We start from the raw sequence: 17,965 nt of genomic DNA, 5'->3' as shown, positions 1-17,965 counted from the left end.
GCGTAGCGGCTTCGTTCAACAATGCTCTTAAGCACAACATTTACCTTTAATTCAATAGTATAATTCTGCTTCTGAGCAACTTGAAAGTACCCGCCTTGGGAAGATAACTGCTGCACTTCTAATTGACGAGCTTCTAACGGATCTACTGATAACTTGTTTGACCAATATGGTACCAGTGAACATTGCGCAGATCCTGTCGCAATATCTTCATCAATACCAATTTTAGGAGCGAAGAATCTGAGTACATAACCAACCTCGCCTTTCTGTGCTGTCACTATCAAAGCATGGTAATAATCAATACCTTTAATGACGGTAAAGTCAGGCTTGAAGTTACGAACTTGGTCCTCATCCTCAAGTACTAAAATCAAATCTCTGGTTGCAAACACATCAATAGGGTCTAGGCCAAATAGCTTGCCATAATCATTGTCATGTAAGTCTAAACTTGGTTTAGCAGTCCAACTCGGCATTACCATTGAATAACCACCAGCTAATTTTTTGATGGTAATGATGCCATGTAGACTATGCAGTTTGACGTCTAATGCATGCTCTGGTGTTATTTCAAAAATAGCCGCCGCAGCCGCTAAACTGCCATGGCCGCATAAGTCGATTTCGACATCACCAGCAAACCAACGAATAGCATAGCCCTGCTCGGTAGCAACAATAAATGATGCCACCGGTTGGCCTAAGTTTTTAGATAATGCTTGCAATTCTGTATCTGCCAACCAAACTGTTAACTTAACGACTGCTGCGGGATTTCCCTGCGCGTGCTCACCTGTAAATACATTTAATATATATGCTTTATTCACAGTCCATCCTTAAAGGGTTAACGCTGATGTATGAGGATTAGTATTGCTGCCACTATTTAACAAAATCAACATTCTGATTATTTAGTTTAATCATTGTAAATACAGTTGCGAATAGTTATCATTAGCAACCAATTGCTTAACGATATGATATATAGGTCAATAATGAAGTGTTGTAAAGATTCGATAATGAAAAAAGTAAATAGAACCTGGCTTGAAAAAATGTTTTACAGCAGCGTTTATAAATGCACTAACTGTAATAAATTGGTTAAGCTTAAATAAAGTAATACATTTATTATAAACGATTCTGATTTTGCCAATAATCATACAGGCCACTAATATCAGGTGAACACATGAAGCTCATAGCCCCTTTAATTTGCTCATCACTCCATTGCCACCATTTCATTTCTAATAACTGGACAATTTCACTTTCAGTAAAACGATAACGAATGTGTTTTGCTGGGTTTGAACCAACAATGGAATAAGGTGCTACATCTTTGGTTACAACAGCACGACTTGCGATAATAGCACCGTCACCTATTGTGACACCACTCATAATCATCGCTTCAGTACCTATCCAAACATCATTACCAATGACTGTATCACCTGAACGTTCAAAACCATCTTTAGCGTCAGCGAAGTTTTCATCATCTTGGTAAAAAAATGGGAAGGTACTAACCCAATTATTTTGATGCCCTTGATTACCTGCCATCATAAATACAGCGCCCGAACCAATTGAGCAATAACTCCCGATAATTAACTTATCAATATCAGTTCTATCAGGCAGTAAATAACGAGCGCAATCATCAAAACTATGATTATGGTAATAGCCAGAATAGTAGCTGTGCTCTCCCACAATAATATTCGGATTTGTTACTTGTTCTTTCAATGATTTACCCACAAAAGGGCTTTCAAAATAATTATTCAACTTAAACTCTCTTTTAAGTTTATGACTAACGCCACCGACACACAGTCGATAGCGTCAGCAAAACAGTTTGGAATAGACTTTGTCACCACAAAATCTCTTTTCTTATAGAACCTCTCGGTGTTCTATGATTTATGACTAAGCACTACTTTCTTGAAGGCTCATACTTTTCATACATTGGTAATGTCGCATCGAGTTCCTCCCAGTTTCCTTTCGATGTAATGAAATTATGGGAAATTGGTCGCTCTACGATATCGCTATCAATCACACCTAAACGTATTCTTAGTTTGTCTGGCTTAGCGGCATTTGAGCTATAGATTGGAGAGCCGCACGTAGCACAGAAGTACTTTCGCTTTCCTTCACTGCTCTCATAGTATTTAAGTGCATTCTTAATATCGGTAATTTCAAGTTCAGATGCATTCACAAATCCATTTGTAGCGTAAGCACTCCCACTTGATTTACGACAACGTGAACAATGACAATAAATCGGATCTAAAATTGCACCATTCAATTCAAACTGAATAGATCCGCACAAACAACTTCCAGTATACATCTCAAGTCCTTAATATTAAAAATATTAGAGTGAAAATCTAATTAGTTACGCCATACCCACGTAACCATCTGTTGATTGAATGCGGCGGCACCAACTTTGAATTTCAGGGTAACGGTTTAAATCAAAGCCACCTTCATCAGCGACATGGGTATAAGCGTAAAGGGAAATATCAGCAATCGTCATTGCATCACCCACTAGATACTGAGTTTCAGATAATTGGTTTTCCATTAATTGCAGCGCTTTGTTACCGCCCTCTTTGACGATTCGACTTACGATTACAAATACTACACATTAATCGTACCTTTCAGGTATAGCACCCCTTGACCAGATACGATGACATGCTGATTGGACACCTGACACTTTAAAATACCACCTCGACTAGAGGTTTGGTATGCCAGCAAGTTAGTCTTGTCTAATTTATCCGCCCAATAAGGCGCTAATCCCGCATGAATAGAACCTGTAACAGGGTCTTCATCACCACCGCTTGCAGGCCAGAAATAACGCGAAATGAAATCGTATTGAGTTGACGCAGATGTAACGACAACGTCATAAGGGGCGAGTTGTTTCAGTTGTGCTGAATCATAAATGACATCCAATACGTCTTGCTCACTGCTTAGAATGGCAAAGTAAGCCTGTCTATTTCTTAGCACTTGCGTTGGTGTTTTCGAAAGCCCTAAAAGCAGTTGTGCTGGTATATCAGCAATAGGCTCTGGCATTTGAATAGGGAAAGTCATTTCTATTTCATTATGCTGATTCAGTACTACTTTTAACGTACCAACTTCAGCGGTAATAAACTCTATTTCGTTTTCAACACCAAATTCATGAAATAGCACAAAAGCAGACGCCAATGTCGCATGACCACAAAAATCAATTTCTGTCAGCGGTGAGAACCAACGGATCTCGTACTGATTTCCCTCAACCTGCTTTATAAACGCGGTTTCTGATAGGTTGTTCTCTATCGCGATACTTTGCATCAACTCCGCTGTTAGCCAATCATCTACTGGAATAACGGCGGCGGAATTACCTTTGAACTGTTGATCTGTAAACGCATCAACGACGAATATATCCATTTTCATTGTATGAACTCCTTTTGCTTTTTTATACGCGATCTACTTGTTAACAGCTTAAACAGATTTCATCACTCGACAAGGGTTACCGACTGCAACGCTGTTATTTGGTATGTCTCGTGTAACAACACTGCCAGCACCAATCACGCAGTTATCACCGATTGTGACTCCTGGTAAAATAGACACATTACCACCAACCCAAACATCATTGCCGATGGTTATAGCAGAACCGTATTCCGTTTTTTGACGTTCAATCGGATCCAGTGGGTGTGTACCAGTCGAAATCATGACATGAGGACCAAACAAGACATTATTCCCTATCGTCACTTTGCATACATCAATAATGGTTAAATTGTGATTAGCATAAAAGTCACTGCCAATTTCAATGTTATAACCATAATCACAAAAGAAATTAGGTTCCATATGAGCGGCACCTTTTATGGATAAGAGCCCTTTCAGAATAGCCATTCTTTCGTCTAATTCAACCGGATCATGCATGTTAAATTGATGACAAATAGATTTAGCCCTCATCCTATCTTTTAACAGCGTCTCTTCCCATGCATCATATGGCAGGCCTGCAAGCATTTTCTCTTTTTCTGTCACCGTCATTTTCCTCTTTAAAAAGTATTCGAATTCAATTTCTGCAACCACGCTTTCACTACTAACCGAATTTCAGAACCTACTACAATGCCCATATGTGAAACCTCAGGTAACAATTCAACTTTAACGGATGTGTATGGTGACATGACAGACTCAAACTGCTCCGCAATAAACGCGTCATCACATTCACCGACGGCTACAAGAACAGGTTGTTTGATCGCAGCAAGGTCTTTTTTATAATGACGCGGTGCATAGGCCGTATTCAGTCGATGAGAATACGACAAGGTTTCAGTACCATCTCGTGCTGATGCAGGCATATTGAATTCGATAGCGGTCAGATGATCAAACCGGTGGATCCCCAGCATATTAAGCATGCTTAACCCGATGATACGAGCAGTATGCGCATTAGCCCAACCACCCGAATTACTACCCATCGTTGGGGCATTATATTTTAGGAAGGGTGATAACAATAGATATGCATCAACTTGATCGGCGTAGTGACTGCCAGCAAAACGTATTGCGAGTCCACCGCCAGATGAATGGCCACCAAGGATCAGTTTGGCATTGGGATGGCGAGCTTGGATCTGAGTAATGAAATCAGCTAAATCATCTTCTAATTGATCGATATAGTCGACATCGCCTCGTCGTTCTGGTGTCATGCCATGCCCGCGTAAATCAGGTGTATAGACTGCAGCTAGTCCGTCTTCACTGATGGATTTAGCTAAAGGCAGAAAATACTGACTATGCCAACCAGATCCATGCAGTAAAATAAGCATCGTATCAGCGCTCGCAGGATAATGTCGATAGGTTATCTCTTTACCATCCCTTGCTTTACAGCTTTGTCGTGGTGGCAAGCATGTGTAATCAACGGTATAAAGTTCATCAAAATTAAGACTGTTATTATCCGAGTTACGTGGTTTTAGCTTACCAAAAACAATCAATAAGGCGGCAACACCCAATTGAATAGCCACCGGAATGATAACAAAGTAAATAACCGTTAAAAACACTGTCTGCATATACTATTTCCCTATACGTTCTAGCTATACCGTCTACCTATACTGTCTACTTATACTATCTACCGATACAGTTCCGAACACTTGGGGTATGTAAACGGCTTCAAAGTATGTCCTGACAAAATCTAAATAGATAACCATCAGGAGTTTGAACAATAAATTGCTGTTGAACCGTTATCTTATTACCACACTCATACGACTTAGATTCTAAGTGTAAATATATCGCATCTGCAGCGAGTGATTTAACACTGCGATATAAAGCCTCGATATTTTTAACGTCCCACTGAAAATTAATACCACGCCCTAATGGAACTTCAAGCTTATCGGTGATCCACTTACGGCTATCACTCTTGATACCTTCAAGCATCAAATCAACACCATCAAGCGTGAGATAGTCAAACTCTTCTTCTGGACGTTCGTATTTTACAGCGAATCCCAACACAGTAATGAAGAAGGCTTTACTCACATTTATATCGGAACAGTAAAGCTCAGGTACTACTCGTAATGTCATCATGCCACCTATTCAGACTACATTATTACTAGGTAAGTATGTGCCACACCTAAATTAAACGAATGGTGGCACTGCTTTCTAATCTATCGGAGGCACTTTAAAGCACGAAGTCACTTGGCAGGAAGTGTGTCGTACATATTTTATTTCCATCAGGATCACGTAAATAAGCGAGATACAATTGACGATCTCCAGTACCTCGAACGCCTGGTGGTTGTTCTATCGCGACACCACCATTTGCTAAGCCAACTCGATGCCATTCATTGACGATTTCAGGGCTCTCGGCTAAGAAACCAATGGTCATCCCATTGCCATGACTAGCCTCTTCATCATCGATTGGCTTCGTTAATCCCAGCACTCCTGTTGGGGTAAAATACATACAACGGCCTTTTTCATCGATTACACCAGCGTTGTAATTAAGCACTTTCATTATTGCATCATAAAATGCTTTTGAGCGAGCTACATCATTCGAACCGATCATTATATGGCTAAACATACACTTCCTTTTTGACTACTTTGTAAAACGTTATACCGCGCGTTGAAGTGCTGATAAATCACAGCCCATAATTGCATCAACATTTGCGGTGATTTTTTCAGGTGACCAATTCCACCATTCCAATCGCAACAACTCATCGATAACAGTTTGTTCAAAACGTTGTTTAATATGAACTGCTGGGTTACCGCCACAAACACTATAAGGAGCGATATTTTTTGTGACCACAGATTTAGACGCTACTATTGCACCATGACCAATTTTAACACCAGGCATTATTGTTGCGTCATAACCGATCCAAACGTCATTACCTATTTCAGTATCACCTTTGAATGGTAGATCACCTTCTTTCGGCATTGCTTTTTCCCATCCATTGCCAAAAATATAAAACGGGTAAGAAGAAAAACCAGATGCTTTATGGTTTGCGCCATTCATGATGAATTTCACATCTTTTGCAATCGCACAAAACTTACCAATAATGAGTTTATCTCCGATGAAAGGAAAATGATAAAGCACATTTTTTTCGAAGTTTTCAGGTCCATCAGGATCATCGTAGTAAGTGTAATCACCCACGATAATATTTTCATTTGTGATGAAGTTTTTCAAATAACCAACTTGAGGGAAACCCGCCATTGGTTCTTTATTATTAGGATTTGGTCCAAACAAAATCGATCCCCTATATTTATTAGCAACGCCATTTAAACAATTTTTTGAACGACGCTATGTGGCAGAGTCTTTCCCCTACCAGTTATATTATCCAACAGCATTATCATTGGATAATATCTTATTTTATTTATCTTTATGAACAACACTTTATCAACTTAATACAGCAAGGTAAACGACCGATAGTATTGAGCGCTATTCTTGTGATCTTGATTAAACTCGCTAATACAACGACTCCAACTTGCTAGAGGCTAGTTCTTTCGAGGGAGACTAGAAATGAATTTATAATTAAAGGCATCAAGAAGATACAGGACTGCTTGATTTGCTAGAGTCGACTTTCATAAGGCCGTAGATATTGTGATCTACTATTTTTCCATTGAGGTTTTCAGAATTCTTTATTGTTCCTTCAAGGTGAAAGCCAAGTCGTTCACAGACTTTTTGACTCGGAATGTTTTCCGTCGCAACATGAATCTGAATTTTAGCCATACTCAATTGGTCAAAAGCATATTCTATAAGGGCTTTACATGATTTTGTTATAAAGCCTTGTCCCTGAAACTCTGCTGAAACCCAATAACCGATGATGACTTTCTTCAGGTCTTGGTTTATTTCGTTTAATGTTATTACGCCAACAAGCCTACCGTTATATTGAATACCGCAAGCAAGCTCTTTGTTTTCAGAAAGACCGGTAAGACAAAGTTTAATAAAGCTTTCTGTATCTTCAGGACTTTTTGTTTTGGGTGGCCAAGTCATCCATTTTTCTAGATATTGTCTATTGTTATCAATTAATTCAAATAACTCTTTAGCATGGTTTTGGGTTAAGAGAACAAGTTTTAAATTGTCTTCTATTTCTTTGACGAACATATTAATCCTTCCTTAGAACGCCTTGCCAGCATAAATTTAATTATCTTTATGAACAACACCTTGCCAATTTAACACGGCAAGGTAAACGGTCAGTGACCATTGGTGGCGATACTTGTTCGGTTCGACTAACACAGATACTTCAAGATTATTAGACGGTGGTATTTCCGAGAGGGATTGCGATTGGTTTAGTACTTGAATACGCCTTAAATATGTTAAAGCATTCTGTTAGAATAATCGGTTATTGATTAAAGAATACCGAGCCAGCATGTCAGAATTTAAAGGATTTTCACTTTTAGAGTCAATTATTGACCGCGTTAATCTTAAAGGCTATAAACAGCCTACTCCGATCCAAAAAGAATGTATCCCAGCGCTTATTAATGGCCATGACCTTCTTGGTATAGCGCAAACAGGCACAGGAAAAACAGCGGCCTTTTCATTGCCGATTATCAATCATTTTGGCCGCAATAACATTGATATCGAATCTACGCTTGGATTTTATCCCAAGGTGAAGGCCCACCAAGATAAAACACGTAATTTACCATATAAAAAAGGTGTCAGTTGCGTGACACCTATTGTTATTATATTTGAAGCAATAGCTACACTAGCATAGCTTTTAACACAGCTTCATATTCAGTAGGAATTGCACGCATCCCTAAAGCTTTCGTTTTATACCAGCTAAGAAAATCAGGATCCGTTATTATTAATGGCGGATCTAATAATTTTAGTTCGCCATCTTTTTCATATTCCACTGTATTTTTATAATCATATTTACCTAGCCATTTACCACCAGCTTTTCGGTAGCATTCTGTACATTTGTAGCTATAGGCGAGTTTATAAACATTTTTTCTACCCTCCTTGCCTTTTTCAATGACGTAAACAGTCGAACCTTCTGCCGCCAATTCAGCTTCATTCTTTTTGCTGGTGTACGAAAATGGCACTTTTCGAACTTCTTTATAGATACTTGTTACAGGCCCCTGATCTTCTGGAAGATGCCCTACGATATAAGAACTCATAAATCCTCTCTAAAAATATAACGCCGCGTTAAGCAGACTAAAATTGTTGGCTAAAATGTGTAGTGACCCCTAACCATAAGCATCACCATTATGGTGGTGCCTTATTGGATTTATTGATATCAATGATTCACAACAGCAGGATTTAATTATCTTTATGGACGATACCTTACCAATTAAATACTAGAAGGTAAACGCTCAGAACAATTGATTACTGAACTCTTATTTACTAACGTTTTTACGAATTTTTTTTGCACACTTTTTTTTGAGAAATTTTGTGGGGATTAGTCAGAAATAGTCAGCTTGAATACGTCTTAAATATATTAAAGCATTCTGTTAGAATAGTAGGTTATTGATTAAAGCATCCCGAGCCAGCATGTCAGAATTTAAAACATTTTCACTTTTAGCGTCAATTATTGACCGCGTTAGTCTTAAAGGCTATAAACAGCCCACTCCAATTCAAAAAGAATGTATCCCAGCGCTTATTAATGGCCATGACCTTCTTGGTATAGCGCAAACAGGTACAGGAAAAACCGCGGCCTTTTTATTACCTATTATCAATAATTTTGGGCGCAATAAAATAGAGATAAAAACCAAGAGCACACGTTCGCTCATACTCACGCCCACGCGAGAGCTTGCCTCGCAAATAATGCAAAACATTGATGACTACGCTGATGGTTTAGGGCTTAAAACTAAGGTTGTTTATGGTGGTGTCGGCAGACAAGATCAAGTTGACTCTATCGCACTTGGACTTGATATTTTAGTCGCCACCCCTGGCAGGTTATTGGATTTAATTAAAACGGGCGATATAGATTTTAATGCGTTAGAAGTATTCGTGTTAGATGAAGCTGATACAATGCTGGATATGGGGTTCTTTAAGGATGTTCAACGCATCATATCTAAACTACCAAAGCACCGACAAACACTGTTGTTTTCAGCGACTATGCCTGCAGAAATAGAAATACTTGCACAAGCAATATTAACGGACCCAATAAAAGTTCAAATTACGGCAGAAACGGTGACTGTCGACTTGATTAATCAAAGTGTATACCATCTTGAAAAATCGAATAAAGTACCCTTGCTACTTAATCTCTTGAAAGAATCTGATTATGAAAAAGTACTCATCTTTTGTAAAACAAAGCCTGGCGCTGACATCATAGTTCAAGCACTAGAAGAAGCATCCATCACAGCCGCTAGCCTTCACAGTGGTAAAACACAAGCAGCGAGGGAAAGCGCATTACAACAGTTTAAAGAGACAAATCTAAGCGTCTTAGTGGCAACTGATGTTGCGGCTCGTGGTATTGATGTTGATAATATTACGTTAGTCATAAACTATAACCTGCCTGAAGATCCAAGAAACTACATACACCGTATAGGGCGAACGGCGCGTGCAGGGAAAAGTGGCATGGCGATTTCATTTGCTGTCGAAAATGATGTAACGCTATTAAAGAGTATTGAAAAAAGCATTGGGCAAGTCATTTCAGTTGTGACAGAACAGCCTTTCCATAAAGAGTTTGCTGAAGCGCCTAAAAAAGCCAAGAAAAAGGTTAAAAAAAGAAATAGAAGATGAGATGAGGTGGTAGACCATACTTATCTCATGCTGTTGAGCTCGTGTATAATTGAACGTCAAGTTATAGGCGAGTTTCTAACGACAATTGAGCAGACCAAGAAAAAAATGACAACTATTTTAGAGCTTAGAGTCCTGATCCAACCCCATCTTTTTTCGCCGCAAAGTCCCCAAGCGGCGTGCTAACACTTTCATATTTTCCACTGTATCTAATTCATCCACAATTTCCACCCCAAGTAGACTTTCGAGTATATCTTCGAGAGTCACGATGCCTTGCATGTCACCGTACTCATTCACGACTAACATGATGTGTGCGCCTTCACTGATAAACGTTTCAAAAACTTGGAACAGTGAAGCGACATCCAAAACAGCGCTAAGCTCGCGTCGATAGTTTTTAATAGGTGCATCACTATAACCTTCATTTTGCGCCACAAATAAATCATTGCGCAACACAAAGCCGGTGATTGTTTCAGGATCTGAAAACAAGGGAATACGAGAAAATACTTTACGGTTATGCTTGCCAATAACATCCAGAATAGGCTTATCTTCCTGTATGGCAAACACAACCGTTCGAGGCGTCATTACATTTTGGACCAGTGTTTCACGTAAACAAAACAGGTTTTTTAACACCATCGACTCTAGCTTATCCAACTCGCCCTCCTGCTCACCTAACTCGACCATAGCCTTAAACTCCTGACGACTAAACCCCTGCAGGGAAGATCCATTAGTTAATCCTCGTGTGAGTCTATTAGATAACAAAACAAAAGGGTATAGAACCCGAATTAAAAAACGTAGTGTATAAGCAGTCACTGGCGCTAATCTTCGCCAATAGTGTGCTCCTAACGCCTTAGGAAGGATTTCAGAAAAAACCAAAATAATGAAGGTCAGCACTGCAGAGAAAATACCAAGAGACATATTACCGAATACCGCTACAATCTGAGCACCAGCCCCCGCAGCCCCCATGGTATGAGCAACAGTATTTAACGTAAGAATAACTGCAAGTGGGTTATTAATATCATTTTTTAACTCCCGTAGTACAGAACCATAGAGCTCCCCCTCCTGCTCTGCATTAACAATAAAAGACGTTGGAACGCTCAGTAATACCGCTTCTGCGATAGAACATAAGAAAGAGACCCCAACAGCGATAAAGACGAAAGTAAAAAGTAGTATCATTTTTTATCAATCTATTTTAATGGCACGCTAACGATTAAATATTTACCTATTGTTTAATACCATAATTAGATAAATACGCTATTGAAGGAAATTGTTTAGCTTTATAAGTTATATACAAGTCTAGCTATGTTACTCGCCACTTGAATCACCAATGTCAACATAGTAGCAATGATCACTTTATGGCGTTAAAAATACTAAATTCGGCATCTCAGCTCCACACCATTCCCTTCAGGATCTTGTATATAAATCGAATTCCCTTCACCTTGAGCCCCGTATCGACTGGCAAACTCACCAACTTCTATGCCATTATTTTTAAGAAAACTAATAATCTCTTGCTCTGGAACTGTCTTGATTTGTAAGCAAAAATGATCGACATTTCTTTCTGTTTTGCTTGGCGGACCGCCGCCAACAGCGCCAAGCCTGCTATTAACGACTACTAAATCGATAAGTGCACTACCCGCTCGAAGCTGAGTGAGGCCAGTTTCTAGCGCTGTCTCTCGTTCAATGGTGCAGCTTAATATATTGGTATAAAAATCAAGCATCTCCTTCAGTTTTGTGGTTCTTAATACGATGTGATCTATTGCTAGCACTTCCAACATTTATATCCCCTTCTAAAAACTAAATAACCAGTGATAATATGGCAAACCTTTCGGATAAATCTGAAAGGGTTTAAACATAATTAGGTTTAATTTTCTGTTGTTAATAACTATTAATTAATTAGTTAATAGTTAAAGTTCCTCAACATCCCACAACGGCGTACTTAAATAACGCTCTCCGCCAGATGGAAACAAGGTAACAATATTTTGCCCTTCATTTTCAGGTCGTTTAGCTAACTCAATAGCACCGTAAAGTGATGCTCCTGTTGAAATACCACCAAAAACCCCTTCTTCACGGAGTAAAAAACGCGACATTGTAAACGCATCCTGATCTTGAATAATAATGGCTTCATCAATTAAGGGGACGTCTGTCGTTTTGGCAATAAAGCCTGCATTTAACCCTTGGATTTTATGAAGACCAGGATCACCACCTGATAATAAAGCACAATTTTCAGGCTCTACTGCGACAATTTTTATCAGCGGGTTTTGCTCTTTTAGATATCGCCCTACGCCAGAAATGGTACCACCAGTTCCAAGCCCGGTAACAAACATATCTATATCACCTTCCATGTCGCGCCAAATTTCCATACCGGTTGTTTCATAATGAGCTTGAGGATTAGCCATATTATCAAATTGCATTGGAGACCAAGCATTCGGTATTGTTTCTAACAACTCTTTTACTTTTGCTATAACGGCAGCAAAGCCTTCTGCCCCCGGCGTTCTTACTACTTCAACGCCCTGAGCTTTAAGTACTTTAACGCGTTCAATACTCATCGTATCAGCGAGCACTACCATGGTGCGGTATCCCATCTGCTTAGCAACGAGACCTAAGCCAATCCCCGTATTACCAGAAGTAGCTTCTATAATTACCGATTTCCCCGCTTCAATTAGACCATCTCTTTCAGCAGTATTTATCATTGATAATGCAATACGGTCTTTAACACTAGACATAGGGTTAAACATTTCTAATTTTGCGTAAATATTTCCAGGTAAATCATTAGAAATTTTATTCAATTTAACTATTGGGGTATTACCAATTAATTCGATGATATTATTATAAAATTTTGTCATATTTATCTCTTAATTCTGCCATAGTTGATTGACTAATATTTGATTTCATACGCGCGAACTAGACGCTTCTAAGTTGGATCTAACTAAGGTATTATTTAATTTTAGCCAAAGGCAAACCTCAATGAATGATTACCTACTAAAAGAACATATATTAGATAGCCAAACAGTCATTAGGTTACGGGCTTCGGTGGGTTGGGATAGCTTAAGCGAACCAACGTTAACCAAAGCACTGTCTAATTCTATTTTCTTTGCCAGCATCTGGCATCAAGGCCAAGCTGTTGCTATGGGCCGTATTGTTGGTGATGGCCATCAATATTTTTATCTCCAAGACATGATTGTTGACCCTGCCTATCAAAAGTTAGGACTGTGTCAACGTATCACTGAACATTTGGTCAGCCAGGTAAAAAGTATTGCCGAACCAGGCGCCTTTTTTGGCTTAATGGCGGCTGCAAATGTGGCGGGTGTTTATCAAAAGTATGGTTTTGTTGAACGCCCTAGCAATATGCCTGGCATGGTCATGCCCATTACTTAATCTATTTATTTATATGGGTAGCAATCGATAATGATTAATAGAATGCTACCGCTTATTTACTGGATTAATATTCAGGTATCTTAATTAATGTCTCTTTTCGTCCGACAATTTCTGGAATATATACTTGTTCATTCCACACTTCGGGATCTACGGGCTCTACAGCAATAGAGACAACGCCGGCATCACAACCAACAACTTTAGTTATGGCTTCAGTGATACTTTTAGCTAACGCTATATGTTGTTCTTCACTGAGTGAAGGGAAATGTTTAATATTTATATGTGGCATTATTCTTCCTTAAATAACAAATGAAAATAAAAAGTATACTAATAAAAAGTAAACTAATAATTAACTATAAAACAGCAACAAGTTGGTCAATATGTGTTGTTTTAAGCATGGTGTAATGGTTTGCTGCAATTTTTTCTATAACAGGTTCTGTGATAGAGAAAACGTTATTATTTTCAATAAATGAGTAGTCGTCTCCGGTCGCTTTAATGATTTTAATAGGCGCTTTTAATTGACGCTGTTTGAGCTCATGAAACGAGTAGGTAAATTCAAATGTCATCGTGACTATATCGATGATCCGCATTACTAAACCGGTTTCTAATTGGTTATTCAACCCACAGATAAAGTGAATAAATTTGTCTTTGGTATCCACAACAGACAAACACTCTATCAATGAATTACTCTTTATTGTCCCCATAAATACCGAATACAATATGGTTAAAAACTTTTTGTTAGTGAATGTTGCTTCGCTATCTTCTGTTCGGTTATCTCCCACCGCTACTTTCGGTGAGCCAGGTGCAATTAAGTATAAGTTTTCCACGACATCGCCAGCTTGCTCTAATTGATAACAAGCCTCAAAAGCAACGCGTGCACCAAATGAATAGCCCCATAACGTATAAGGACCTTCGCTCTGATTTTGCTTTATCATCGCAACATCTTTGGCAGCCATTTCACTTATCGTTTGGTAAGGGGTTTCTCCGACATTAATACCATATGCTTGCACACCAAAAAAAGCGCGGTCTGTACCCAGTTTTTCAGACAGTAATCGCAAATTCATGCAATATCCGCCCAATCCTGGCCAACAGTAAATGGGACTCCCCTTGCCTTTTACTTGAAAAGGAACTAACCGCGACGCTGAATCATCCTCTTTTTGATTAACAGCTTGTGCTAACTTTTGAATTGTTGGAGAGGAAAAAATTATTTGTAGGGGTAAGTCGCAAGACAAGGTTGTATTTATTTTATTGATCACACTCACAGCGATAAGTGAATTACCACCGAGTTCAAAAAAGTCTGTATTAACTGAAATTGAATCTCTGTTTAAGCCTTTCTTCCAAATATCCAATACCACTCGCTCAACGTCATTAGCAGGTTCGATATGTTCCTCGCGGATACAATCAGTCTCTACCGTAAGCAACGCCTTAATATCTATTTTGCCATTGACAGTTAATGGCATTTTATCTATGACTTTAATTGTATTTGGCATCATATAAGTTGGCAGAAACTTGACCAGATCATCTTGAATAATTTCTGATGGTCCTTTCATGTGAACTACATCTTCATTCATACCATCACTGCGTATTTGCTCATCGCTGATAAGACCGCCGATAAAGAAGTATGACGGCCCTACATCTTTATTGAGAATATGCTGTATCTGCTTAGCTGATGGTAGGTTATTGCCCGTTTTTGAGCTGTAGCCTGAAGACATGAAACCAATATTGAAATCGTTCATCTGTAATGATTGTAACTTGCGTCCTAAGTTTATATACCCCAACCAATGCTCATCAGTTGTACTTAAAACGGAGATCCCAAATGAAGCTCTTTCATAAACAGATTGATTAATGGCAATAACATGCTTCTTTAAAATCATCTCACTAGAGACGTATTCTAGTTCACCATTTTCATACAAATATTTACCGGCTTTAAGTCCTGATACTTGCCCTGGATGAGATTGTAAATACAAGCTGACATCATCATTCATTACGTCTTTTGTACCAGACACGATATTAAAGCTACCAAGATAATAATCGTTTTCCTCGACCTCGAATAGCGCCATTGTGCTGGGCACGTAATCACTGGATTTAATACTTAAACCATAATTTGGTAAGATATTTTCGAAAAAGCCAACCATGTGACCAACTTCCATTTCTAATACTTCTAAAATATTATTTTTATATATGGGTTCAATGGCCGACTTTTTCCCCACAAAATGCACTTTAAATTGTACCGAACTACTATTTTCATTGTGAGCGGTTTCTTTTTCAGCAACCTCTTTTTCAGCAAGCAATACTAGTTGATGATGCACTGGATGGTAATAGTAATAACCTGGGGTCAGGTTTCCAATACCACTTAATTCAAGATACATTTGAGTTGCATACAAGGCACCCGGTGACGCATAACCATATTTAGGCAACAATCTATTCTCAGAATGGAACTGGCCAAAATACCTTAAAATGCTACCAAAATCTGCATAGTTAAGATCGGATAACTGAGCATAATGATCGTAATTTACTTTACTGCTGAGTACGTTAAGGATATCTGCTTTAGTGATCTTTCCACCTTCAAAAAAACGATAACTTTTACGGGAAAAAACAAGCTTCCGTTGTTTTTCGGTGGCTGTTTTACCCGGTAAATCAATTATCGATTTATTCACTATTTCAGCATCTTGGCGGCAACCAGTATTCGTTAACTGCATTTTAACTTGGCTACGACTTTGCTTAGATTGATGATGGGGATCATGGTTGCCTTGATCCATCAACGCCGCTTCTCTGGGGTTTAATTCAATCATCGAAACAAGGTTTTGATAACCGGTATACTGATCTTTCTTCAAGAATACCGCGGCGTTATTCACCCAGTCGTGAGATTCGATTATAGATTTGATTTCGTCTAGTTCAACGCGATAGCCTCGAAGCTTAACTTGATTGTCAACTCGACCTGAATATTGCACCGAACCATTTTCATTCCAATAAGCTAAATCACCGGTTTTGTAGAGTGTTTGACTTATTTCTTGATCATCAAAAACATGGCTAATGAAACGCTCTGCAGTTAAATCTTCACGATGTAAATAACCTCTCGCTAAGCCGACACCAGCAATATAAAGTTCACCGATATCGCCTACCGCGACAGATTGCTTATCGTTATCGAGAATATAATATTGTGTATTTTGTATGGGTTTACCAATAGAAATAGTATCAGTACTATCTTGAATTGCTTTAATATCAACAATATGAGCCGAACTGTTGATCGTACACTCAGTTGGGCCATATAAATTAATAATACGACTATGAGGTAATTGCGCTGAAAGTTCATTAGCAAGGTGTTTTGACAGCGCTTCACCGCCACTAAATATTTGCTTTAGCGAAGTACATTGAGTGAACTTTTCAACATTGAGTAACGCGAGCAGTAAAGTAGGCACGCCTTGTAACATTGAGACGTCATGATGCATCATGGTATCTACCAGTTTCTCTGGATTTTTGTATATGCCAGGCTCACTCATGACAACCCGTGCTCCGCAACATGGGGCCAGAATTTCCCACTGCGCAGCATCAAAGCTCATCGGTGTTTTCTGTAAAACAACACTGTTAGAACCTAATGAAAAGTGAGTCGATAACCAATCCATTTGGTTAACAATGCTTTTGTGTTCTATCATCACACCTTTTGGTTTACCTGTACTGCCCGATGTGTAAATGACATACGCTAAGTTATGCGATGCGGCATGCTCTGTGAGCATATAATATTGAGGTGTTTGTTTGGTGATGAAAAAGTGAGTGACCTGTGAAAATGTGATTAATACGACATCATCTAAAACGAGGGTAGCCAGTCGCGCCACTAAATCATCTTGCACTACAATAATTTTACACTGGCTGTTTTCAAGCATGTATTTTAGACGGTCATCAGGATATTCGGGGGCTAGCGGTAAGTAAGCAGAGCCAGACTGTAAGATCCCCCATACACCGACCATGAGTTCAATTGACGGATCTACAAATAAGCCAACGCATCCGTCTACACAGACGCCCTGCTGTTGTAAATATAATGCTAGCGCTACACTTTTTTCACCAAGTTGCTGATAGGTTATGTTTCTATCTTGGAAAGAAACGGCTGTATTTGATCCGTGTTGATCTATTTGGCTGCGAAATAAGTCAACAATATTATCGCCATTGTGGCAATCCAGTTTTAACTGCGTCATGTATATTATATCCCAAGTTTATCTTTATAAGCCTACGACTCCCCTTCGTAATAACAGAGAGTATTCGTTTTGGAATTGCCCCAATATTGAGTCTCGTCATTAATATGAAGACAACACAATGCAATAAAATACAGTACGTTACTTTTAAAAGAATAGATCACAAATGATGGTATAAATAAAAAATTTAATTTTTATTGGATAAGGTCACATATTTTGTCATATGACTTAATCTAGACTAGAGCGGTTGAGTCTTTGGGGGGAGTTTGATGGTTTTGTTGGCAGACAATAGGCTGTAGGAGAAATGTGAGGTTAAATAATCCAATTACAACCTAAATCACTAACT

General features: G+C 38.8%; 20 protein-coding genes. 3 read left to right on the top strand and 17 right to left on the bottom strand.

Annotated elements, in window-relative coordinates; all coding sequences use genetic code 11:
- From A923_RS21905 to A923_RS0101660, 11 genes are all read right to left on the bottom strand, one after another.
- Positions 1-806 (bottom strand): PhzF family phenazine biosynthesis protein (locus A923_RS21905; protein ID WP_017219911.1); only part of this gene is annotated, 806 nt, incomplete at its 3' end.
- Positions 807-1,098: 292 nt separating this feature from the next.
- Positions 1,099-1,731, bottom strand: coding sequence for a type B chloramphenicol O-acetyltransferase (gene catB / locus A923_RS0101705; RefSeq protein ID WP_017219910.1), 633 nt, complete (start codon positions 1,729-1,731; stop codon positions 1,099-1,101).
- 142 nt (positions 1,732-1,873) lie between these two features.
- A complete protein-coding gene (locus A923_RS0101700; protein ID WP_017219909.1) occupies positions 1,874-2,281 on the bottom strand; it encodes a GFA family protein in 408 nt (135 codons plus the stop codon).
- A gap of 45 nt (positions 2,282-2,326) precedes the next feature.
- Positions 2,327-2,545, bottom strand: a complete 219-nt coding sequence (locus A923_RS0101695) for a glutathione binding-like protein (protein ID WP_272942713.1) — start codon at positions 2,543-2,545, stop codon at positions 2,327-2,329.
- A 20-nt stretch (positions 2,546-2,565) separates the two neighbouring features.
- Complete coding sequence (locus A923_RS0101690) at positions 2,566-3,357, bottom strand: PhzF family phenazine biosynthesis protein (RefSeq protein ID WP_017219907.1); 792 nt, start codon at positions 3,355-3,357, stop codon at positions 2,566-2,568.
- Positions 3,358-3,405: 48 nt separating this feature from the next.
- Positions 3,406-3,957, bottom strand: a complete 552-nt coding sequence (locus tag A923_RS0101685) for a sugar O-acetyltransferase (RefSeq protein WP_017219906.1) — start codon at positions 3,955-3,957, stop codon at positions 3,406-3,408.
- A gap of 8 nt (positions 3,958-3,965) precedes the next feature.
- Positions 3,966-4,964: an alpha/beta hydrolase gene (locus A923_RS0101680; protein ID WP_017219905.1), complete on the bottom strand. Its 999-nt coding sequence runs from the start codon at positions 4,962-4,964 to the stop codon at positions 3,966-3,968.
- A 100-nt stretch (positions 4,965-5,064) separates the two neighbouring features.
- Positions 5,065-5,472 (bottom strand): bleomycin resistance protein, encoded by a 408-nt coding sequence (locus tag A923_RS0101675; RefSeq protein WP_017219904.1) that lies wholly within the window; start codon positions 5,470-5,472, stop codon positions 5,065-5,067.
- Positions 5,473-5,569: 97 nt separating this feature from the next.
- Positions 5,570-5,965 (bottom strand): VOC family protein, encoded by a 396-nt coding sequence (locus A923_RS0101670; RefSeq protein WP_017219903.1) that lies wholly within the window; start codon positions 5,963-5,965, stop codon positions 5,570-5,572.
- A 30-nt stretch (positions 5,966-5,995) separates the two neighbouring features.
- Positions 5,996-6,631: a Vat family streptogramin A O-acetyltransferase gene (locus A923_RS0101665; protein ID WP_420192175.1), complete on the bottom strand. Its 636-nt coding sequence runs from the start codon at positions 6,629-6,631 to the stop codon at positions 5,996-5,998.
- Between the two features lie 291 nt (positions 6,632-6,922).
- Positions 6,923-7,486, bottom strand: a complete 564-nt coding sequence (locus A923_RS0101660; RefSeq protein WP_017219901.1) for a GNAT family N-acetyltransferase — start codon at positions 7,484-7,486, stop codon at positions 6,923-6,925.
- A gap of 265 nt (positions 7,487-7,751) precedes the next feature.
- Between A923_RS0101660 and A923_RS23300 the strand changes: the two genes are divergently transcribed.
- Positions 7,752-8,096 (top strand): DEAD/DEAH box helicase, encoded by a 345-nt coding sequence (locus tag A923_RS23300; RefSeq protein WP_017219900.1) that lies wholly within the window; start codon positions 7,752-7,754, stop codon positions 8,094-8,096.
- Here the strand turns inward: A923_RS23300 and A923_RS0101650 are convergent.
- Positions 8,083-8,499 carry a hypothetical protein gene (locus A923_RS0101650; RefSeq protein ID WP_017219899.1) on the bottom strand — a complete coding sequence of 139 codons (417 nt, stop codon included), beginning with the start codon at positions 8,497-8,499 and terminating at the stop codon, positions 8,083-8,085. The genes A923_RS23300 and A923_RS0101650 overlap by 14 nt on opposite strands.
- A gap of 373 nt (positions 8,500-8,872) precedes the next feature.
- Here A923_RS0101650 and A923_RS0101645 point away from each other — a divergent pair, with 373 nt between their 5' ends.
- Positions 8,873-10,066: a DEAD/DEAH box helicase gene (locus A923_RS0101645; RefSeq protein WP_017219898.1), complete on the top strand. Its 1,194-nt coding sequence runs from the start codon at positions 8,873-8,875 to the stop codon at positions 10,064-10,066.
- 117 nt (positions 10,067-10,183) lie between these two features.
- On the opposite strand, the gene A923_RS0101640 is transcribed toward A923_RS0101645, so the two are convergent.
- The 3 genes from A923_RS0101640 to cysK form a co-directional block, all read right to left on the bottom strand.
- Entirely contained in the window at positions 10,184-11,236 is a 1,053-nt protein-coding gene (locus tag A923_RS0101640; RefSeq protein ID WP_017219897.1) for a CNNM domain-containing protein, read from the bottom strand.
- A gap of 194 nt (positions 11,237-11,430) precedes the next feature.
- Positions 11,431-11,835 (bottom strand): VOC family protein, encoded by a 405-nt coding sequence (locus A923_RS0101635; RefSeq protein ID WP_017219896.1) that lies wholly within the window; start codon positions 11,833-11,835, stop codon positions 11,431-11,433.
- A 129-nt stretch (positions 11,836-11,964) separates the two neighbouring features.
- Complete coding sequence (gene cysK, locus A923_RS0101630; protein ID WP_017219895.1) at positions 11,965-12,903, bottom strand: cysteine synthase A; 939 nt, start codon at positions 12,901-12,903, stop codon at positions 11,965-11,967.
- A 121-nt stretch (positions 12,904-13,024) separates the two neighbouring features.
- Between cysK and A923_RS0101625 the strand changes: the two genes are divergently transcribed.
- Positions 13,025-13,435 carry a GNAT family N-acetyltransferase gene (locus A923_RS0101625; protein WP_017219894.1) on the top strand — a complete coding sequence of 137 codons (411 nt, stop codon included), beginning with the start codon at positions 13,025-13,027 and terminating at the stop codon, positions 13,433-13,435.
- A 64-nt stretch (positions 13,436-13,499) separates the two neighbouring features.
- On the opposite strand, the gene A923_RS0101620 is transcribed toward A923_RS0101625, so the two are convergent.
- Complete coding sequence (locus tag A923_RS0101620) at positions 13,500-13,721, bottom strand: tautomerase family protein (RefSeq protein WP_017219893.1); 222 nt, start codon at positions 13,719-13,721, stop codon at positions 13,500-13,502.
- Between the two features lie 64 nt (positions 13,722-13,785).
- Positions 13,786-17,622, bottom strand: coding sequence for an amino acid adenylation domain-containing protein (locus A923_RS0101615; RefSeq protein WP_017219892.1), 3,837 nt, complete (start codon positions 17,620-17,622; stop codon positions 13,786-13,788).
- Positions 17,623-17,965 lie beyond the last annotated feature (343 nt).

Source organism: Moritella dasanensis ArB 0140 (assembly GCF_000276805.1).
GTDB classification, from domain to species: domain Bacteria; phylum Pseudomonadota; class Gammaproteobacteria; order Enterobacterales; family Moritellaceae; genus Moritella; species Moritella dasanensis.
This window is presented reverse-complemented; position numbering and strand designations above follow the sequence as displayed.